Source organism: Microbaculum marinum (assembly GCF_037855135.1).
Classification (GTDB): domain Bacteria; phylum Pseudomonadota; class Alphaproteobacteria; order Rhizobiales; family Tepidamorphaceae; genus Microbaculum; species Microbaculum marinum.
Map to the genome: position 1 here is coordinate 218,000 of NZ_JAZHOF010000005.1, position 19,755 is coordinate 237,754.

Below are 19,755 nucleotides of genomic sequence, written 5' to 3' on the forward strand. Positions count from 1 at the left end.
GTCTGGAAATGAACGCTGATCCTTCCAAACGGCAGCAGCGCGGCTGGGTTCCCTCCGACGAGGCGGCCAGCGGCGGCAAGCTGCACATGCCGGCGACCGAGCGGAACACCGCGCCGATCCTGACGGTTCTGGAGGAGATTGCCGCCGGAGCCGGCATCCGCCGCGCGCTCGAACTCGCCAGCGGCTCCGGCCAGCACGCGATCGCCTTCGCCGCGGCGTTTCCCGGCGTCACCTGGCAGCCCAGCGAGCGCGATCCCGCCGGCCTTCGCTCGATCTCGGCCTGGCGGGCGGAGGCGGGACTCGGCAACCTCGCCGAACCGCTTCGCATCGACCTCGACGATCCCGGCTGGGCCAGCGGGATCGACGGCCCGTTCGAGCTGATCGTCGCCTGCAACCTGCTGCACATCTCGCCCTGGAGCGTGACGCGGAACCTTCTGTCCGGCGCGGCAGCGCTGCTCGCGGAGACCGGGACGCTGTTCGTCTACGGCTGCTTCAGCCGCTCCGGCGACATCGTGTCCGGTTCCAACCGGGCCTTCGACGAGGGGCTGCGGCGCCGGGATCCGAGCTGGGGGGTACGCGACACCGACGACGTTGCCGCGGCTGCGGCTTCGGTCGGGCTCGACCTCGTGCGCGTCGTGCCGATGCCGGCAAACAACACCGTTGTCATCGTCCGGCGCGCTCAATCCGGCTCCTCCTCCTCGTAGCCGACCAGCCGCAGCGGCCGGGCGCGGATGCCCTGCGTGTCGGCCCAGTGGACGAGCGCGTCCTCCTGCCCGTGGGTGACCCAGAGCTGCGAACAGCCGGTCTCGACGACCGTGCGGCACAGGTCGTCCCAGTCGGCGTGGTCGGAGATCACCAGGGGAAGCTCGACGCCGCGCTGCCGGGCCCGCGCCCTGACCCGCATCCAGCCGGAGGCGAAGGCGGTGACGGGATCGGCGAAGCGCCGCGACCAGACGTCCGTCATCGAGCCCGGCGGTGCGACGACGATCTCGCCGGCGAGGTCGCCTTCGGTCTCGCGCACGAGGATGAGCGGGCCGAGGCCGATGCCAGCCTCCTCGTAGAGGGTGCAGAGCGCCTCGAGCGCGCCGTGGATGTAGATCGGCCGGTCCCAGCCGGCCGCCCGGATCAGCGCGATGACCCGTTGCGCCTTGCCGAGGGCGTAGGCGCCGACGACATGCGTGCGATGCGGGAACAGCGCCAGAGAGTCGATCAGACGCGCGATCTCCGCGCGCGAATCCGGATGGCGGAACACCGGCAGGCCGAAGGTCGCCTCGGAGATCAGCACGTCGCATTCGACGACCTGGAAGCCGGCGCAGGTCGGATCGGGCTCGCGCTTGTAGTCGCCGGTGACGACGATGCGCAGTCCGTTCGCCTCCACCGCGATCTGGGCCGATCCGAGCACGTGGCCCGCGGGATGGAACGACACCCGCGCATCGCCGATCGTCACGGTTTCGCCGATGCGGGCGGCCTGCGTCGCGCCGGCGAAAGCCGGACCGTAGCGCGCCGCCATGATCGCCAGCGTCTCCGGCGTCGCCAGCACGGAACCGCTGCCGGATCGGGCGTGGTCGGAATGTCCGTGCGTGACGAGCGCCCGGTCGACCGGGCGGACGGGGTCGACGAAAAAATCGCCGGGCGGACAATAGAGGCCGCGCGGGGTGGGGAGCAGGAGTTCTTCGGGGCGCATACAGGCAAGATAGGACGTCGCCGCGGCGATAACGAGTGGCCCGATCGCGGTGCTTGGTCTATGCACGGGCGCAGACCGGCCGATGCGGAAGGACTGGACGACCGATGAGCGGTACGACGATCGTCAGCGCCGACAGCGCACCGGCGCAGGGCAACGCCGAACTGGTGCGACGCTTCTTCGCCGACGTGCTGTCGCCCGGCGGACACGGCCGGATCGACGACTTCCTCGCCGAGCACTTCGTCGACCACGATCCCGAGCCGGACGGAGAGCCCGGCCGCGCCGGCGTCGCCCGCAAGCTGGCGGGATTCCGCGCCGCCTTTCCCGATGGCCGGTTCGAACCGGAGATCATCGTCGCCGCCGGCGACATGGTGTCCGCGCGGTCCAGGTTCGTCGGTACGCAGACCGGGGCGATGGGCCCGCTACCGGCCAGCGGCCGGACGGTCGAGGTGATGTTCCACGATTTCTACCGGATCGCCGACGGCCGCATCACCGAGCACTGGCACGTCTTCGACGCGGCCGGAATGATGCAGACGCTCGGCGCCGGAGCGGCGGGGTGACAGTCGGATTGACTGTCGATCTCCCCGCCGCCGGCGCCGGTCTCACGCCGCGAGGGCGTCGGCGTGGGCTGCGGCCCTCGCCCTTGCGGTCGCGTCCCTGACGGCCTTCTCGGCCGCCTCGGGGCTGAAGATCGAGCCTTCGACGCGGACGACGTCGACGTCGGTCATGCCCATGAAGCCCAGCATGTGCTTCAGGTAGGGGGCCTGGAAGTCGATGGCATCCAGCGGGGCGGCGCTGTAGACGGCGCCGGTCGCCAGCACGACGTAGACCTTCTTGCCGGTCACCAGGCCGACGGGATGGCCGTCCTCGGTGTACTGGAAGGTCAGGCCGGCCCGGGCGAGATGATCGAGCCACGACTTGAGCGTCGAGGTGATCGAGAAGTTGATCATCGCCGAGGCGATGACGATGATGTCGGCGGACTTGACCTCGGCGACGAGTTCGTCGGACAGGGCCACGGCCGCCTTCTGTTCGGCGGACTGCTGGTCCTCGGGGACGAAGAACCCGCCCAGCAGCGTCGGACCCATATGCGGGAGCGGATCGTTGCCGATGTCGCGGGTGACGATTTCGGCGCCGGGATTGGCGGTCGTCAGCTCCTCGACCAGGGTCGTCGCGACCCGGGTCGACAGGGAGCTCTCGCCGCGCGGGCTGGTGGTGACAAACAGAATCTTGGTCATGGATGTGCTTCCGGTTGGCTTGTCGAAACGGGGTTCACTTGCTTTCAGCAGGGCGCAGCGCTACATGTTACCGATCGGTAACGCCGTAATAGGTACTGACCGGTAACACCCCTGTCAAGGGGTTCAACGAAGATTGGGCAGGAATCCGCCATGACTGCGCGCATCGCCGCCGCCTCGGACGGCGCTCAAGACACTGGAATGTCAGGGAAAAGCCCGCCGGAAAAAATTCCGCCGCGGGAGCGCATTCTGGCGGCCGCCCGCGAGCTGTTCTACACCCAGGGCATCCGGGCGGTCGGCGTCGAGGCGATCGCGGAGGCTGCGCAGACTAACAAGATGACGCTGTACCGGCACTTCTCGTCGAAGGACGAACTGGTCGCCGAGTACCTGCGCAGCTTCGCCAGCGAGGAGGAGGCGGTCTGGGGCTGCATCGCCGCCACGCATCCGGGCGACCCGCTGGCTCAGCTCAAGACCTGGATCCACCGCATGGCGAAGGACGTGGCGGATCCAGATTCGCGCGGCTGCGCGCTCGCCAACGCCGCCGTGCAATTGCCCGAAGCTGGCCATCCGGCCCGGTGCGTCATCGAGAACAACAAGCGCACGCACCGCGCCCATGTGCTGGCGCTGTGCCGGGAGGCGGGCCTGCGCGACCCGGACCTGGTGGCCGACGGCATCTTCCTGATGCTGGAAGGCGCCCGGGTGAACATCCAGAGCGAGGGCCACGGCGGCCCCGCCTGCCGCTTCGTGGCGCTGTCGGAGGACCTGATCGCCTCGCACAGCCGGTAGGGGGACGCCGAGGGGCAGAACTCCGACAAGATGTCAGGGTCGGGAAGCCTTCTAAATCGGGGGCAAGCGGTCTTCGACGAAAGGCCGTGCACCGAAGCGCGCGCCTTCGACGTACCCCCCTCTCCAACTCTCCCCCACAAGGGGGGAGAGGGGCGCAAGGCGCCTTTTCCGAACCAAACTTTCTACAGGCCGAGCAGCAGGCTCCGAATTGGCAATGTGACGGGCGGAGCTGCAATGGACCCTCTCCCCCCTTGTGGGGGAGAGTTGGAGAGGGGGTATGTGCAGAGCGCCGGCAGACCGCGCAGGCATCTCGTCGAGGATCGCGGATCTGGTCCTCGCAACAGGTGCTCGGCCGATTCGGCGTGGCCTACGTCGTCGGCAGATGAAAATGCTTCGACAGCTTCAGGCCCTGCGCCTGGTAGTGCGACCCGATGTCGGTGCCGTAGAGGCTGGCGGGGCGCTCGGTCAGGTGCTCGTAGACGAGGCGGCCGACGATCTGGCCGTCCTCGATGATGAACGGCACGTCGCGGCTGCGCACCTCGAGGACGGCGCGAGCGCCGTGGCCGCCCGCGGCGGCATGGCCGAAGCCCGGATCGAAGAAGCCGGCATAGTGCACCCGGAACTCGCCGACCAGCGGATCGAAGGGTACCATCTCGGCGGCGTAGGTCGGCGGTACGTGGACGGCCTCCTTGGAGGCGAGGATATAGAACTCGCCCGGATCGAGGATCAGCGAACCGCGCGGACGCGCCTCGATCGCCTCCCAGAAATCGACCACGTCGTAGCCGGCGCGCCTGTCGACGTCGACGACGGCGGTGTGCCGCTTGGCGCGGTAGCCGACGAGGCCGGCGCGCCCGGCCAGGTCGACGCTGACGGCGATGCCGTCGGCGATGTTCGGGCTGTCCGTGTCGACCAGCCGCTCGGCGCGGTGCAAGGCGAGCGTCTCCGCATCGTCGAGGAGCGCGTGACCGCGGCGGAACCGGATCTGCGACAGGCGCGAGCCGGTCCTGACGAGGATCGGGAACGTGCGCGGGCTGATCTCCAGATAGAGCGGGCCCTGATAGCCGGCCTCCACCTTGTCGAAGGCCCGGGCGTTGTCGGCGATGACGCGGGTGAAGACGTCGAGCCGGCCGGTCGAACTCTTCGGATTGGCGTCGGCGGCCAGGTGTGGGGGAAGCCGCAGCTCTTCCAGAAGCGGCACGATGTAGACGCACCCGGTCTCCAGCACCGCTCCCCTCGTCAGGTCGATCTGGTGCATCTTCAGGGGATCGAGCCGCTGCTTCACGGTATGAAGCGGTCCCGGCAGGAAGCTGGCGCGCACGCGGTAGGCGATGCGGCCGAGGCGCAGGTCGAGGCTGGCCGGCTGGATCTGGTCGGTGGCCAGGTCGCCGCCTGTGACGATCTGCCGGTTGTCGACCAGCCTGCGTATCGCCTCGGCCGGCAGAATCCCCGGCCGGCGATCCGACGGACCTCTGCCCGCATTGGCCCCGTCCGGTTGGGCCCGATCCGGTTGCGCGGGGCCTTTGCCCCCGCCGCCGTCTGCCTTTGCTTCCGCCATCTCAGCGTCCTGTCCCGCCTGCCCCGTGTCTCATCTAACCGAGGCGGCGCTTGACGCCAAGGCGTGGCGGGGATACGACACCGCCCATTCGTGGTGATTTGCGCCGGCCGGCTTGCAGCCACGTAAAACAAATCGCTAAAAGGCCGGGTCGAAGAACCCGGTAGCGCCTGTTGGCTCTCCGGGGTTTTTGTCCCGGCCCTCCCCTGGAGGACGGCAATGAACGAACACTTCGATCCATTTGTGGAAGACGCGGCGGGCGACGGCGAACTCGGCCTCGATACCCTGCTCGTGCACGGCGGAACCGCCCGGTCCGGCTTCGGCGAGACGTCCGAAGCGATGTTCCTGAATTCCGGATTCGTCTACGACAGCGCCGAGGCCGCCGAGGCGCGCTTCAAGGGCGAGGCCGCCGGATTCATCTATTCGCGCTACGCCAATCCGACCGTCGACATGTTCGAGAAGCGCATGGCGCTGATCGAGGGCGCCGAGGCCGCCCGGGGCACGGCGAGCGGCATGGCCGCCGTGACCGCGGCGCTGCTGTGCCAGTTGCAGGCCGGCGACCACGTCGTCGCCTCCCGAGCGCTGTTCGGCTCCTGCCTCTACGTGGTCGACGAACTGTTGCCGCGCTACGGGGTGCCCTGCACGCTGGTCGACGGCACCGATCTTGACCAGTGGAAGAAGGCCGTGCGGCCGGAGACGAAGGTGTTCTTCCTGGAAAGCCCGACCAATCCGACGCTCGACGTGCTCGACCTGAAGGCGATCGCCGACATCGCCCACGATGCCGGCGCGCGCCTTGTGGTCGACAACGTCTTCGCCACCCCGCTCGGCCAGCGGCCGATGAAGCTCGGCGCCGACGTCGTCGTCTATTCGGCGACCAAGCATGTCGACGGGCAGGGCCGCTGCCTCGGCGGCGTCATCCTGTCGACGGAGGAATTCATCACCACCCGGCTGAAGGACTTCTACCGCCACACCGGACCGAGCATGAGCCCGTTCAACGCCTGGGTGATGCTCAAGGGCCTGGAGACGCTGGCGCTCCGGGTCGAGCGCCATGCCGCGAGTGCCGCGCGCGTTGCCGACTTTCTGGCCGGCCTGCCGGGAATCACCAGGGTACTGTATCCCGGCCGCGCCGATCATCCCCGCCACGAGATCGCCAGGCGCCAGATGGCCAATGGCGGTCCGATGGTCGCGTTCGAGGTCGAGGGCGGCAAGCAGGGCGCCTTCCGGGTCGCCGATGCCTTCAGGATCATCAAGATCTCCAACAATCTCGGGGATTCCAAGAGCCTCGTCACCCACCCCGCGACGACCACCCACCAGCGGCTGACGCCCGAAGCGCGCGCCGCGCTTGGCATCGGCGATGGCCTGCTGCGGCTGTCGGTGGGTCTGGAGGACCCGCGCGACATCGAAAACGACCTCGCCCGGGGGCTGGCGGCGCTGTAGCGACGCCGGCGGGAAATGCGCCGGCGCGGCATCGCGGCCACACCAGCGGGGAATCGGCGATCCATGTCCCACGGCAGCGATGGCCATTCGGCCCGCCCGCGTTACAATTGCGCCATGTATCGCGCGACCACACGAGGCATAGAGATCATCGTCGAGCCGGCGTTCAGCGAGGAACGGTCGGCGCTCGACGCGGGAGCCTATTTCTGGACCTACACGATCCAGATCGTGAACCACGGTCCGGAGACCGTGCAGCTCTTGAACCGCCACTGGCGGATCATCGATGCGCAGGGCAAGACCTTCGAGGTGGAGGGGCCGGGCGTGGTGGGCGAGCAGCCGGTGCTCGATCCCGGCGATTCCTACCGCTATACCAGCGGCGTGCCTCTGGCGACCTCCTCGGGAATGATGTCGGGGTCCTACGGAATGCGGACGGGAAGCGGCGAGAGCTTCGAGGCGCAGGTGCCGCCGTTTTCGCTTGACGTTCCCAGCGTTGCCCCCACGATCAACTGACCTGTCGCCAGAGCCGGAGCCGCGGTGCTCGATTTCCGACCGATCTTCCTGGTAATCGGCGTGCTGTTGGCGACGCTTGGCTGCGCCATGCTGGTGCCGGCGCTGGTCGACGTGATGTTCGGCAACGACGACTGGATCGTCTTCCTGGCATCGGCGCTGATCACGGTCTTCATCGGGGTGACCATGTGGGTCACCTGCCGCGGCGCACAGGCGCGGCTGGGCCTGCGCGAGGCTTTCGTGCTGACCACCTCCATATGGGTGGTGGCGGCCGGCTTCGCGGCGCTGCCGCTGACGTGGTCGCAGCTCGACATGAGCTATACCGACGCCTATTTCGAGGCGATGTCGGGCCTGACGACGACCGGCTCGACGGTCATCGTCGACCTCGACCTGGCGCCGCCCGGCATCCTGTTCTGGCGCGCTTTCCTGCAGTGGCTGGGCGGCCTCGGCATCGTCGTCATGGCGGTCGCGGTGCTGCCGATGCTGCAGGTCGGCGGCATGCAGCTGTTCCGCGCCGAGGCCTTCGACACGCCCGACAAGATCCTGCCCCGCGCCGCCCAGATATCCGGTTCGCTGACGGCACTGTTCATCGTGCTCACCGGCGCCTGCGCGATTTCCTACGGCGTCGCCGGCATGCAGTTCACCGAGGCGATCATCCACGCGATGACCACGGTCGCGACCGGCGGATTCTCGTCGCGCGACGCCTCGATCGGCGCGTTCAATTCCCCGGCGATCGAGTGGGTCAGCGTCGCCTTCATGATCGCCGGCAGCCTGCCGTTCCTGCTCTACATCCGGGCCGTGCAGGGTCAGCCGATGGCGGTGATCCGCGACGAGCAGGTGCGCGCCTTCTTCGTGATCCTGCTGGTTCTGAGCATTCTGGCGTGGATTTCGGAGGATCAGGAAACCGCCCATGCCGGCGCGATCCGGTTCCGCGAAGCCATCTTCAACATGACCTCGATCATGACCGGCACCGGCTATGCGACGGTGGATTACGGCCTTTGGGGACCACTGGCGCAGGGCGTCTTCCTGATCGCGATGTTCATCGGCGGCTGCGCCGGATCGACGTCATGCGGCATGAAGATCTTCCGCGTCGTCGTCGTGTTCGAGGACATCCGCCAGCACGCGCGCCGCATCGTCTATCCCTCCGGCGTGTTCGTTAAGCGCTACAACGGCCGGCCGCTGCCCGACAACGTCTCGGCGGCGGTGCTGAGCTTCGTCTACCTGTTCATTGCCAGCTTCTGCGTCATCGCGGTCGCGCTGAGCCTGATCGGTCTCGACCCGGTGACGGCGATCTCGGGTGCGGCGACCGCGATATCCAATGTCGGCCCGGGCCTCGGCCCGATCATCGGCCCGGTCGGCAATTTCGCGCCGCTGCCGGATGCGGCGAAGTGGCTGCTGGCGCTCGCCATGCTGATCGGCCGGCTCGAGGTGTTCACCGTGCTGGTGCTGTTCATCCCCGCGTTCTGGGTGCGCTGACCCTGGCAGAGGATGGCGCCGCGCCTATCCGGCGCCGGCCAACCTTGCGACCTCCTCGACGACGACCTTGCCCATGGCGTTCTTCGGGAGTTCGTCGACGAACATCACGTCGCGCGGGTGCTTGAAACGGGCGAGCCGCCCCTCGAACCCCGCGATGATGGTCTCGCGGCTGATGCCCTCGGCGACGACCACTGCGATCGGCACCGCGCCCCACCGCTGGTCCGGCCGGCCCACGACGCAGCAGTCGCGTACACCCGGCATCTCCCTGAGGATACGTTCGGCCTCGGCCGGATAGATGTTCTCGCCGCCGGAAATGATGACGTTCTTGATGCGGTCGCGGAACCAGAAGTCGCCGTTGCCGTCGACCTCGGCGATATCTCCCGTATGGAACCAGCCGCCGGCGAAGGCGGCTGCCGTCGCGTCGGGATCGTTCCAGTAGCCCGCCGCGACGTGCGGGCCGCGGATCAGGATCTCGCCGGCAAGCCCGGGGGGCGAATCGTTGCCGTCAGCGTCGACGATCCGGGCCTCCGAGTGCAGCCCGATCCGGCCCATCGATCCGACCGTCTCGAAGGCGTTGCCGATGCGCTGGTAGATGGCGATCGGTGCGGTCTCCGACGAGCCGTAGACCTGGATGACCGGGACGCCCCGCCCGTGAACCGCTTCGATCAGTTCCTGAGGCACGACCATCGACCCCGTGGCGAGCGCGCGCAATGAGCCAAGATCGGCATCGGGCCAGTCGGGATGGTTCATCACTGCCGAGATCGTCGCCGGCACCAGCACCGACAGCGTCGGCCGGCGGGTGGTGACCTCGTTCAGGAAGGCGCCGGGCTCGAAGCGCTCATGCAGGGTGACGGTCGCGCCGATGTGCAGCGCCGGCGTGGTCTGGATGTTCAGGCCACCTACGTGGAACATCGGCAGCACGGTCAGCACGTGGTCGTGCGCCGTCATGTCATGCATGTGGATCGCGTTGACCGCGTTCCACGCGATCGCGCTCTGGGTCAGGATCGCGCCTTTCGGGCGGCCGGTGGTGCCCGACGTATAGACGAGGAGCAGCGGGTCGGCGAGGCGTCCGGTTGGGGCGGACGGCTGGCCGGCGCCGGCCAGCAGATCATCGACCGATCCTGTCGTGGCCGCCGGTTCGCCGAGGTCGACGACCCGACAGCCGGCCGGCAGCGTGCTGCCGTCGAGCGCGCCGAGAAAGGGATGCTGGGCGAAGAGGGCCCGCACCCCGGCGTTCTGGAGGATGAAGGCGTGCTCCGGCGCGGCGAGCCGCCAGTTGAGCGGCACCACCATGGCGCCGATGCGCGCGGCGGCAAACAGCAGGATCAGGAGATCGGGATGGTTGGTGCCGAGCCAGGCGATCCTGTCGCCCTGCCGCACGTCGAACTCGTCGGTGAGGACGGCGGCCATGCGCCCGATCCGCTCGGCCATCGCCGCATAGGTCAGGGTTTCGCCCTGAAACCGGATGGCCGGCTTGCGGGGGTGAAAACCGGCGTTGCGGTCTATCCAGAGCGATATGTTGCGCATCGGATCAGTGCCACCTCGAGTTCATGCCGCCGCGGACTTTTCCTCGCGGTGTCCGGTTTGCCGCAGTCGCGCGTCCGCTCCGGAGGGTCTCACCTCTTCCCGGCGGGGAGAAGTCGGGTGTCCGCCCGATCCGGTCTGACGTCAGCACCTGCCGAGTCGCCCGGACGCCCCTCAGTCGTCCGTCTCGCCGGGCTCGTATAGCGCCTCGCGGCCGATACGGTCGAGGCAGATCTCCGCCGTCCACGGCAGCATCAGCGAGCCGCAGCGGCTGTCGCGGTAGATCCGCTCCAGCGGCAGCGTCTTCAGCATCGACTGGCCGCCGCAGGTGCGGATCGCCAGCTGGGCGAGCTCGTTGGCGTTCTCCATCACCGTGTACTGGGCGGCGTAGGCGCGCAGCACCTGCTCCTTCGACGGATCGGCGCGGGCTTCCGAGACCGCTTGGAACCACAGCGCCTTGGTCTGCTGCAGCATCACGAACATGTCGGCGATCGCGTGCTGCTTGGTCGGGAACTTGCGGCGCTTCTCCGGCCCGGTATTGGGGATCTCGCCGCGCAGGTACTTCACGGTGAAATCGAAGGCGGCCTGGGCGAGGCCGAGATAGGTCGGCGACAGCGTCATGAACATGTGCGGCCAGCGCGAGGCCGCCTGGTAGTAGACGCCGCGCGGCATCAGCGCCGCGTCGTCGTCGACGAACACGTCCTTGAGCAGCAGCGTCCGCGAGACGGTGCCGCGCATGCCGAGCGGATCCCAGTCGCCGACGACTTCGACGCCCTCGGCATTGCCCGGCACGGCGATGTACATGGTGTCGCGGCGCGAGGGTCTCTCGCCCGGCTTCATTTCGCCGCACAGCACGCCGTAGTAGTCGGCGGAGCCGGACAGTGAGGCGAAGATCTTCTTGCCGTTGATCAGCCAGCCGCCGTCGACCCGCTTGGCGGAGGTGGAGAACGGTATGACGCCGGCGGCGGCCGCGCCGCCCTCCGAAAACGGCTGCGCGTAGATCGCGCCGTCGTCGATGATGCGCGTATAGTGGGTGGCCCGCCGGCGCAGATGGTTGGCGCGCTGCTCCTCGGTCATCTCGAGGTCGTCGGACAGCGGCCCGCTCCACAGGCACGAGCAGACGTGCATGTTCCAGGTCAGCGCGGTCGCGCCGCAGTAGCGGCCGATCTCCGCCGCCGTCGTGGCATAGGACCGGAACCCGGCGCCGGAGCCGCCGTGCTCCTTCGGCACCGCGATGCCGAGCAGGCCGACCTCGTGCATGTCGCGGTAGTTCTCGGTCGGAAAGATCGCCTCGCGATCGTAGGTGGCGGCGCGTGGTGCGAACTTCGCCTTGCCGATGCGCCGCGCCAGCGCGTTGAGCTCGGCCTCCTCGTCGCCGAGACGAAACGCCGCCGGATCGAAGAGCGGCGCGTCGGTGTCGATCTGGTCGAGGTCGATGACGTTCATTTCACGTCCTCCGGTAGCGATTCCAGGAATGTCCGTACGGCGTCCGCGAACCGGTCGGGACACTCGAGCGGCGCCATGTGGCCGGTCTTATCGAGCACTTCCAGCCGTGCCCCGGCGATCAGTTCCGCCATCCGCGCCATGGTCTTCAGCGGAGCGTTGCCGTCTTCGTCGCCGGCAATCAGCAGGGTCGGTACGGCGATGCGTTCCAGCTCCGCCCGCCGGTTGAAGGTGACGAGACACGTCAGTCCGGCGCGGTAGCTTTCTTCCGGCAGGTCGGCCATCAGCGCTTCGATGGCGGGGCCGGCGGCCGGGTCCGGATCCGGGCCGACCAGGCTGGTGGCGGCCTCCCGTGCCAGATCGGCCATCGTCCTGCCGGCATCGAGCGGCCCGAGCCGCGCCTTCAGGAAAGCCTCCTGAAAGGACCCGTCCCGGGAACCGAACACCGGCGTCGTGCCCGACAGGATCAGCGCCGAAATGCGGTCGGGGTGGAGCGCGGCGATCTCCTGGGCGACCATGCCGCCGATCGAGTGGCCGAGGGGGATCGCCTTGTCGATGCCCCTGCCGTCCAGTTCGGCGATCACGCCGGCGGCAAGGTCGGCAAAGCTGAACGCGCCGTCGAGCGGCTTGCCGCCATAGCCGGGCATGTCCCATGCGATGATCTCGAAGTCGCCACCCAGCCGCCCGACGACCGGATCGAACATCCGGCAGTCGGAGCCGACGCCGGAAAGAAGGACGATCGGCACGCTCATGGCGTGCTCTCGACGAGCTTTCCGGCGTCGACGACGGGAACCCCGTCCAGCGCGATCGTGCAGTTGCGCGTCGGCAGGTCGAAGTGGCCCTTTGTGTAGCGGCCGGCAAACTCGTTGGCGCCGGTCGAGAACAGGAAGTTGCCGGCAAACGCCCGGATCTCGGTGCCGTTGGTGTCGCGCTGGTCGTACATCGTCAGGGCCTCGTAGCGCGCCGCCTCGTTGAGGCCCCAGCCGACATGGCTGACGGCATAGGCGTTGCGGTCGCCCCACGCCGCGAAATAGCGGCGCATCAGGTCGGCATCGGTGCCGTCGCCCTCGATGTCGGTGACGTAGTCGTTCTCGATCGTCAGCTTCACCGGTCGCTCGAAATAGCGCTTGAAGGTCAGATTCACGTCGCCGCAGTCGAAGACCAGCGACCCGTTCACCGAATTGGCCCGGGGGAAGCTGACCACGACGCCGCCCGGCCAGTGCGCCACGGTCTTCGGCCGGTCGGTGTAGCCCCAGACGCCCGCCGAGGCGGCCTGCCGCATGTCGACGGTGAGGTCGGTGCCGGCAGCCGAGGTCACCCGCATCTCGGTCGCGGAGCGCGCGCGCTTTACGGCCGCCTTGACCCGCGTCTCCATGGCCTGGTCGGGGATCAGCCGCTCCAGCGCGTCGGGATGCTCGTTGGAGATCATCATGATCCGGGCACCGCCGGAGATGATGTCCGGCAGTTCCGGGGAGTGCAGCAGCCCCTCGACGGTGCAGTCGACGACCAGGCTCGCAGCCTTCAGGCCCTCGACGGCGGCCCGCTGACCCGTCAGCGCGGCCGAGGCGCCCGTCGAACGCACCGGCACGGGCGCATCCTGGCGCGGCGAGGGCACGGTAACGTGGAAGGCGGTGGCGCCGAGGCGCGCCAGCGCCAGTTCGGCAAGATGAACGTTGAGCGTGCGCGACTGGGTTTCCGACAGAATCGCCGTCTGTTCGCCGGGCTGGACCTTGCAGAGTTCGAAGACCCTGACGAAGGCGTCGATCCACTTGGCCTCGATCCGGTCGCTCAGCATCGGCGCAGGTCCTCCCCTTCGTTCAGTCGGCGGATCGGTGTGCTCCCGGTGCCGCCGACACCGGACCGGATAGTCGCGGCCGCGATGGACGAAGGAAAGACTAGCACTCGAAAATTTATATGAAAAGTGATAATTTTATGTTTGAACTATATGTCCCGCCCGCGCAGTGCCGGGCCAGCCGGTCCAGCAGCCGCGGCAGAAGGGAGTGCAGGATGAACGATCCAAAGGACTTCCGGATGGCTCTCGGCCGGTTCGTCACCGGCGTCACGGTGGTGACCGCGATCGATCCGGCGGGCCGGCCGATCGGCCTGACCGCCAACTCGTTCAATTCCGTGTCCCTCGATCCGCCGCTGGTGCTGTGGAGCCTGGCGCGCAAGTCCGCCAACCTGCGCGCCTTCGAAGAGGCTTCGCATTTCGCGATCAACGTCCTGTCCGTCGACCAGAAGGAGATCTCCGACCGGTTCGCGCGCCCCTCCGAGGACCGCTTCGCCGGCCTCGAATGGACGCCGGGTGCCGGTGGCGCCCCGGTGCTGGGCGGATGCGCCGCCGTGTTCGAGTGCTGCAGCGAGCAGCGCTACGAGGGCGGCGACCATGTCATCTTCATCGGCCGCGTCGAGCGCTTCGGCCACGAGGATCGGGTGCCGCTCGCCTATCACGCAGGCGGCTACGCGACGACGGCGCACTACGCCGGCGAATTCACGACCGGCCCGTTCTCCGAGGACTACCTTCTCTATCTGCTGGCCCGTGCCTCGAGCCTGGCCAGCGCCGAATTCCACGCCGAACTGGCGCGGATCGGCGTGCCGGTGCCGATGTGGCGGATCCTGGCAATCCTGTCGGGGTCGGACGGCCATCCGGTCGGCGAGATCGCCGCGCGGGCCCTGCTGAAGCAGCCGACCGTGACCAAGATCATCGACCGGCTGCAGGACCTCGGCTACGTCACACGCAAGCCCGGCGTCGGTGACCGGCGCCGGGTTCTGGTCGAGATCAGCCCCGCCGGGGAGGAGCTCGTCGCCTCGCTGATCCTGCGCGCCAGGGAGCACGAGGACCGGCTGCTGGATGCGCAGACACCCGCCGAATCGGAGATCCTGAAGCGGGTGCTGCAGCAGCTCATCCGCCGCCTTGCGGAACGCCGCGAGGGCACAGTCTCCAACGGCGATTCCGGGATCGACGTTCCGCAAGCAGACGATCTCAGTCCGCGCGCCGGATCACGAACCTGAAGACGTTGCCGTCGGCATCCGATTCGACCAGTTCGTTGCCGGTCGTCCGGCAGAACGTCTCGAAGTCCTTCACCGAGCCGGGGTCGGTCGCGAGCACTTCCAGCGTCGCCCCGGCCGGCATGTCCTTCAGCGTCTTCTTGGCGCGGATGATCGGCATCGGGCAGTTCAGTCCTTTGACGTCGAGCAGCTGATCGGCCATCGGGTCGTGTCTCCTGTTGGATAGTCGCTGCCGGTGCTAGCAGATGACCGGCGCGCTGTCGCTGCCGGGCCTCACGAGGCGAGCCGCTGCGGCTTCGTCGCCGTGAAGACGTCGATCAGCGCGCGGGCGGCTGCGCCCGGCTGGCGCTCGCTGTGGCGCAGCAGCACGAAGTCGCGCGGCGGCAGGTCGACCGGCAGGGCCCGCAGCCGCTTCGCCCGGATCGCCGCGGCGACGACATGCTCGGAGATGATGGTCGCCCCGGCGCCTGCCTCGACCGCCTCGCGCACCGCCTCGTTGCTCGGTAGCACCAGGAAGACCCTGAGATCCTCGAACTTCAGCCCCCGCCGCTCTGCCTCGTCCTCGAGCGCCTGACGGGTCCCGGAGCCTGCCTCGCGGACCACCCAGGAGAAGCCGCGGATGTCGATATCTCCTTGAGATGTCCTCGGAATCCGGTCTTGGCCAGGGGCGACGACGAGTACCAGATGGTCGCGGTCGACCGTCCGCCGGACAAGGGCCGGATGCCCGGTCGGACCTTCCACCAGGCCGATGTCGGCAGTGCCGCCGACGACGGCCCGCTCGACCTCGCGGGTGTTGCCGATGACGACGTTCAGCCGGATGCCGGGGTGTTCGAGGTGGTAGCTGGTGATGCGCCGCGGCAGCCAGTAGGTGGCGATCGTCTGGCTCGCGGCGATCGACACGGTGCCGCTGGCGAGGTTGGACAGATCCTCCAGCGCGCTGCGGGCCTCGCTCGCCCGGTCGATCACCGCGCGGGCCTCGGGAACGAAACGGCGACCGGTCTCGGTCAGCTCGATGCCGCGGCCGACACGGTCGAAGAGCCTTGTTCCGTAACGGTTTTCCAGCGCAGAGATGGCCGCCGACACCGCCGACTGGGTCATCCCCAGCGACCGTGCCGCACGGGTGACGTGGCCATGCTCGGCGACCGCGAGGAAGATCCGGAGCTGGTCGAGGGTCATGGGGAATGATCGATTTTCACGATCGAAATGACAAGAGCAATATGTTGGATCGATGATTGCCGCCCGGACCAGAGTGGCGGATGCGGAATTATTTTCTCTTTTAGCGCAATGCGAGGAAACCTCATTCCAGGAAGGCGGTCCGGTCGGGTTCTGCCATGATGCGTCATCAGCGTGCCAACTCTGCGCCGTCGCAGTGTCATCTGCCTGTCACCGATGCGCCACCGGAGCGTGACGGCGTCGATACGTCGCCGGCGGTCGCCGACGAGGTCAGACGGACCACCTGCTACATGTGCGCGTGCCGCTGCGGCATCGACGTCCACCTGGTCGAGGGCCGCATCCGCTACATCGGCGGCAACCCGGACCACCCGGTCAACCGCGGCGTGCTGTGCGGCAAGGGCAGCGCCGGCATCATGCAGCACTACAGCCCCGCCAGGCTCCGCAAGCCCCTGTTGCGGACCGGCGAGCGGGGCAGCGGCGCGTTCCGCGAGATCGAGTGGGACGAGGCGCTGGCGATCGCCACCGACCGGCTGAAGCGGATCCGCTCCACCGATCCGAAGAAACTCGCCTTCTTCACCGGCCGCGACCAGTCGCAGTCCTTCACCGGCTGGTGGGCGAAGCAGTTCGGCACCCCCAACTTCGCCGCCCACGGCGGCTTCTGCTCGGTCAACATGGCGGCCGCCGGGCTCTACACCATCGGCGGCTCGTTCTGGGAGTTCGGCGAGCCCGACTGGGAGCATGCGAAGTACTTCCTGCTGTTCGGAGTGGCCGAGGACCACGATTCCAATCCGATCAAGATCGGCCTCGGCAAGCTGAAGGCGCGCGGCGCCAAAGTCGTTTCGGTCAACCCCTGCCGCACCGGCTACAACGCGATCGCCGACGAATGGGTGGGCATCCGGCCGGGCACCGACGGGCTGTTCGTGCTGGCGCTGGTCCACGAGTTGCTGAAGGCCGGCAGGGTCGACCTCGACTACCTGATCAGGTTCACCAACGCCGCCCACCTCGTCATCCATGAACCCGGAGCCGCGGACGACGGGCTGATCCTGCGCGACGAGGCCGGCAGGCCGCTGGTCAGGGACCGGCGCAGCGGGACAGCGACGGCGATGTCGGCGAATGTCGAGCCCGAGCTTGCGGGGACATTCGAGGCCGACGGCCGGACCGCGCGGCCGGCGTTCCAGCTGATCGCCGAGCGCTATCTCGACGAGGCCTGGTCCCCCGACGCCGTCGCCGAACGGTGCGGGATTGCCGCCGACCGGATCCGCCGCATCGCCGCCGAGCTCGCCCGCGTCGCCTTCGAGGAGGCGATCGAACTGCCGGTCGCCTGGACCGACGCGAACGGCGTGCGGCACGAGACGATGACCGGACGGCCGGTCGCGATGCACGCGATGCGCGGCATCTCGGCGCATTCGAACGGCTTCCACACCTGCCGGGCGATCCACCTGCTGCAGGTGCTGCTCGGCTCGGTCGAGGTGCCCGGCGGCTTCCGCTGCAAGGCGCCGTATCCCAGGCCGGTCCCGCCGGGACCGAAGCCCGCGGGCCGCGACGGCGGCAGGCCCGACACGCCGCTCGACGGGATGCCGCTCGGCTTCGTTCAATCGCCCGACGACCTGCTGGTCGACGAGAACGGCGGCCCGATCCGCATCGACAAGGCCTATTCCTGGGAGGCGCCGCTGGCCGCCCACGGCCTGATGCACACGGTGATCCGCAATGCCTGGGCTGGCGATCCCTATCCGATCGACACGCTGTTCATGTTCATGGCCAACATGGCCTGGAACTCGTCGATGAACACGGCGGAAACGATCGCGATGCTGACCGACCGCGACGAGACTGGCGACTACCGGATCCCCTTCATCATCTATTCGGACGCCTACAATTCCGAGACGGTCGCCTATGCCGACCTGGTGCTGCCGGACACGACCTACCTGGAGCGGCACGATTGCATCAGCCTGCTCGACAGGCCGATCAGCGACGCCGACGGACCGGCCGACGCGATCCGCCACCCGGTCGTCGAACCGGACCGCGACGTGCGCGGCTTCCAGTCGGTGCTGCTCGACCTCGGCGCACGGCTCGGGCTTCCCGGCATGGTGCGCGACGACAGCTCGCCCGCCTATCGCGACTACGCCGACTACATCGTCAACCACGAGCGCAAGCCCGGCGTCGGGCCGCTTGCGGGCTGGCGCGGCAACGGCGACGAGCACGGCCGCGGCGCCCCCAATCCGCAGCAGCTTCAGCGCTACATCGACAACGGCGGCTTCTGGAAGCACGAACTCGAGCCCGGCCAGCGCTACTACAAGATGGCGAACCGCGGCTATCTCGACTTCGCCGCCGGCTTCGGCCTGATCGACACGCCGGACCAGATCGTCTTCCAGCTCTATTCGGAGGTGCTGCAGCGCTTCCGGCTGGCCGCGCGCGGGCACGGCGCCGTCGTCCCGCCGGAGGCCGAAAGGGCGCGCATCGAGCGATATTTCGATCCGCTGCCGTTCTGGTACGCGCCGCTGCAGGAGGCGGCGGTCGATACCGGTGTGCTGCCGCTGCACGCGATCACCCAGCGGCCGATGCACATGTACCATTCCTGGGGCTCGCAGAACGCCTGGCTCAGGCAGATCACCAGCCAGAACCGCCTGTTCGTGCATCGCGACACGGCGGGCCGGCTCGGCATCGCCGACGACGACTGGGTGTGGATCGAAAGCCATTCGGGAAGGGTCAAGGGACAGGTCCGGCTGGTCGACGGGGTGAACCCGGACACCGTGTGGACCTGGAACGCGATCGGCAAGCGGCGTGGCGCCTGGGGGCTCGATCCGGAGGCGCCGGAGGCGACGCGCGGCTTCCTGCTCAACCACGCGATCTCCGACGTCCTGCGCCAGAGCGCCACACCCGGCGGTCCGGGCGGCGGCCCGGATGGCGGCCCTGATGGCGAAGGCGGCGGCGGCAGGGCCTATTCGAACTCCGATCCGGTGACCGGGCAGGCCGCCTGGTTCGACCTCAGGGTCAGGCTCAGCCGCTGCGCGCCTGCAGACTGCGGCGAGGCCGGGCCGCAGTTCCCCGAACTGCCGCCGCCGCCGGACCTGCCGCCATCCCCGACGATCCTGCAGTACGGTCGCCTGTTCCGGCAATGGCGGCAGGATTCAAAGAGAGGGGAAGCAGGCAAGGCCGGCCGGGCCGGCGGAGGGGCGGCATGACCGGCCTGCAGAAGTCGACCGGCCGCAAGCTCGGCCTGGTCATCGACCTCGACACCTGCGTCGGCTGCCAGGCCTGCGTGACGAGCTGCAAGGAATGGAACACCGGCGGCCACATGGCGCCGCTGACCGACATCGACCCCTACGGCGAGGCGCCCGACGGGGTCTGGTTCAACCGCGTCCACACCTACGAGCAGGAGGTCGAGACCGGCCCGGGAACCAACAGGGGGACCGGCACGGGCACCGGCAGCCGCACGGTGCACTTCCCGCGCTCCTGCCTGCACTGCGACGAGCCGGCCTGCGTCACCGTCTGCCCGACGGGGGCCTCCTACAAGCGGGCCTCCGACGGCATCGTGCTGGTCGACGAGGACAAGTGCATCGGCTGCAAGCTGTGCAGCTGGGCCTGTCCGTATGGCGCCCGCGAGTACGACACCGAGGTCGGCGTCATGAAGAAGTGCACGCTGTGCGTCGACCGGATCTACAACGACAACCTGCCCGAGGCGGACCGCGTGCCTGCCTGCGTCGCCTCCTGCCCGGTGGGCGCGCGGCATTTCGGCGACCTCGGCGACGAGACCTCGCCGGTCTCGCAACTTGTCGCGGCGCGCGGCGGCGTCGACCTGATGCCCGAACTGGGCTACCGGCCGGTCAACAAGTACCTGCCGCCGCGCGAGCGGCATGCCGACGCCGGCGCGGCGCCGCTGGAGCCGGTCGGAGGCGAGGGCGGCTTCTTCGCCTGGGTCGACCGGATGCTGTCGAGGTAGA

The 19,755-nt window shown here is 68.5% G+C and carries 18 protein-coding genes and 1 riboswitch; of the genes, 9 read left to right on the forward strand and 9 right to left on the reverse strand.

Features of this window, described 5'->3' with window-relative positions; all coding sequences use genetic code 11:
* Positions 1 to 8: 8 nt before the first annotated feature.
* Positions 9 to 704 (forward strand): DUF938 domain-containing protein, encoded by a 696-nt coding sequence (locus tag V3328_RS13765; RefSeq protein ID WP_340330251.1) that lies wholly within the window; start codon positions 9 to 11, stop codon positions 702 to 704.
* Here V3328_RS13765 and V3328_RS13770 read toward each other — a convergent pair.
* Complete coding sequence (locus V3328_RS13770; RefSeq protein ID WP_340330252.1) at positions 680 to 1,684, reverse strand: ligase-associated DNA damage response exonuclease; 1,005 nt, start codon at positions 1,682 to 1,684, stop codon at positions 680 to 682. The two genes, V3328_RS13765 and V3328_RS13770, sit on opposite strands and share 25 nt — an antisense overlap.
* Before the next feature lie 104 nt (positions 1,685 to 1,788).
* On the opposite strand from V3328_RS13770, the gene V3328_RS13775 reads away from it, so the two are divergent.
* Complete coding sequence (locus V3328_RS13775; RefSeq protein WP_340330253.1) at positions 1,789 to 2,241, forward strand: ester cyclase; 453 nt, start codon at positions 1,789 to 1,791, stop codon at positions 2,239 to 2,241.
* A 42-nt stretch (positions 2,242 to 2,283) separates the two neighbouring features.
* On the opposite strand, the gene V3328_RS13780 is transcribed toward V3328_RS13775, so the two are convergent.
* On the reverse strand, positions 2,284 to 2,916 hold the full coding sequence (locus tag V3328_RS13780; RefSeq protein ID WP_340330254.1) for an FMN-dependent NADH-azoreductase: 633 nt from the start codon (positions 2,914 to 2,916) through the stop codon (positions 2,284 to 2,286).
* Between the two features lie 150 nt (positions 2,917 to 3,066).
* On the opposite strand from V3328_RS13780, the gene V3328_RS13785 reads away from it, so the two are divergent.
* Positions 3,067 to 3,699 carry a TetR/AcrR family transcriptional regulator gene (locus V3328_RS13785; RefSeq protein WP_340330255.1) on the forward strand — a complete coding sequence of 211 codons (633 nt, stop codon included), beginning with the start codon at positions 3,067 to 3,069 and terminating at the stop codon, positions 3,697 to 3,699.
* Positions 3,700 to 4,066: 367 nt separating this feature from the next.
* Here the strand turns inward: V3328_RS13785 and V3328_RS13790 are convergent, their stop codons facing one another.
* Positions 4,067 to 5,254 (reverse strand): 2'-deoxycytidine 5'-triphosphate deaminase, encoded by a 1,188-nt coding sequence (locus V3328_RS13790; RefSeq protein ID WP_340330256.1) that lies wholly within the window; start codon positions 5,252 to 5,254, stop codon positions 4,067 to 4,069.
* Between the two features lie 80 nt (positions 5,255 to 5,334).
* A riboswitch (SAM riboswitch) is annotated at positions 5,335 to 5,413 on the forward strand.
* A 57-nt stretch (positions 5,414 to 5,470) separates the two neighbouring features.
* Here V3328_RS13790 and V3328_RS13795 point away from each other — a divergent pair.
* From V3328_RS13795 to V3328_RS13805, 3 genes are all read left to right on the forward strand, one after another.
* On the forward strand, positions 5,471 to 6,688 hold the full coding sequence (locus V3328_RS13795; protein WP_340330257.1) for an O-succinylhomoserine sulfhydrylase: 1,218 nt from the start codon (positions 5,471 to 5,473) through the stop codon (positions 6,686 to 6,688).
* Between the two features lie 114 nt (positions 6,689 to 6,802).
* Positions 6,803 to 7,195: a Co2+/Mg2+ efflux protein ApaG gene (gene apaG, locus V3328_RS13800; RefSeq protein ID WP_340330258.1), complete on the forward strand. Its 393-nt coding sequence runs from the start codon at positions 6,803 to 6,805 to the stop codon at positions 7,193 to 7,195.
* Positions 7,196 to 7,219: 24 nt separating this feature from the next.
* Entirely contained in the window at positions 7,220 to 8,668 is a 1,449-nt protein-coding gene (locus V3328_RS13805) for a TrkH family potassium uptake protein (protein WP_340330259.1), read from the forward strand.
* A 24-nt stretch (positions 8,669 to 8,692) separates the two neighbouring features.
* On the opposite strand, the gene V3328_RS13810 is transcribed toward V3328_RS13805, so the two are convergent.
* The 4 genes from V3328_RS13810 to V3328_RS13825 form a co-directional block, all read right to left on the reverse strand.
* Entirely contained in the window at positions 8,693 to 10,195 is a 1,503-nt protein-coding gene (locus tag V3328_RS13810) for a class I adenylate-forming enzyme family protein (RefSeq protein WP_340330260.1), read from the reverse strand.
* Positions 10,196 to 10,366: 171 nt separating this feature from the next.
* A complete protein-coding gene (locus V3328_RS13815) occupies positions 10,367 to 11,638 on the reverse strand; it encodes an acyl-CoA dehydrogenase family protein (RefSeq protein WP_340330261.1) in 1,272 nt (423 codons plus the stop codon).
* Entirely contained in the window at positions 11,635 to 12,387 is a 753-nt protein-coding gene (locus V3328_RS13820; RefSeq protein WP_340330262.1) for an alpha/beta fold hydrolase, read from the reverse strand. The genes V3328_RS13815 and V3328_RS13820 overlap by 4 nt, the downstream gene beginning before the upstream one ends.
* Positions 12,384 to 13,430 (reverse strand): 2,5-dihydroxypyridine 5,6-dioxygenase NicX family protein, encoded by a 1,047-nt coding sequence (locus V3328_RS13825; RefSeq protein WP_340330263.1) that lies wholly within the window; start codon positions 13,428 to 13,430, stop codon positions 12,384 to 12,386. The genes V3328_RS13820 and V3328_RS13825 overlap by 4 nt, the downstream gene beginning before the upstream one ends.
* Before the next feature lie 212 nt (positions 13,431 to 13,642).
* On the opposite strand from V3328_RS13825, the gene V3328_RS13830 reads away from it, so the two are divergent.
* Positions 13,643 to 14,647 (forward strand): flavin reductase, encoded by a 1,005-nt coding sequence (locus V3328_RS13830; protein WP_340330264.1) that lies wholly within the window; start codon positions 13,643 to 13,645, stop codon positions 14,645 to 14,647.
* On the opposite strand, the gene V3328_RS13835 is transcribed toward V3328_RS13830, so the two are convergent.
* Both V3328_RS13835 and V3328_RS13840 read right to left on the reverse strand, forming a co-directional pair.
* The gene (locus tag V3328_RS13835; RefSeq protein ID WP_340330265.1) at positions 14,619 to 14,846 is read right to left on the reverse strand and encodes a sulfurtransferase TusA family protein; all 228 of its coding nucleotides are present in this window, start codon (positions 14,844 to 14,846) and stop codon (positions 14,619 to 14,621) included. The genes V3328_RS13830 and V3328_RS13835 overlap by 29 nt on opposite strands.
* 71 nt (positions 14,847 to 14,917) lie before the next feature.
* The gene (locus V3328_RS13840; protein WP_340330266.1) at positions 14,918 to 15,820 is read right to left on the reverse strand and encodes a LysR substrate-binding domain-containing protein; all 903 of its coding nucleotides are present in this window, start codon (positions 15,818 to 15,820) and stop codon (positions 14,918 to 14,920) included.
* Between the two features lie 158 nt (positions 15,821 to 15,978).
* Here V3328_RS13840 and V3328_RS13845 point away from each other — a divergent pair, with 158 nt between their 5' ends.
* Both V3328_RS13845 and V3328_RS13850 read left to right on the forward strand, forming a co-directional pair.
* On the forward strand, positions 15,979 to 18,996 hold the full coding sequence (locus tag V3328_RS13845) for a molybdopterin oxidoreductase family protein (RefSeq protein WP_340330444.1): 3,018 nt from the start codon (positions 15,979 to 15,981) through the stop codon (positions 18,994 to 18,996).
* On the forward strand, positions 18,993 to 19,754 hold the full coding sequence (locus tag V3328_RS13850) for a 4Fe-4S dicluster domain-containing protein (RefSeq protein ID WP_340330267.1): 762 nt from the start codon (positions 18,993 to 18,995) through the stop codon (positions 19,752 to 19,754). Before V3328_RS13845 ends, V3328_RS13850 begins: the two co-directional genes overlap by 4 nt.
* Position 19,755 lies beyond the last annotated feature (1 nt).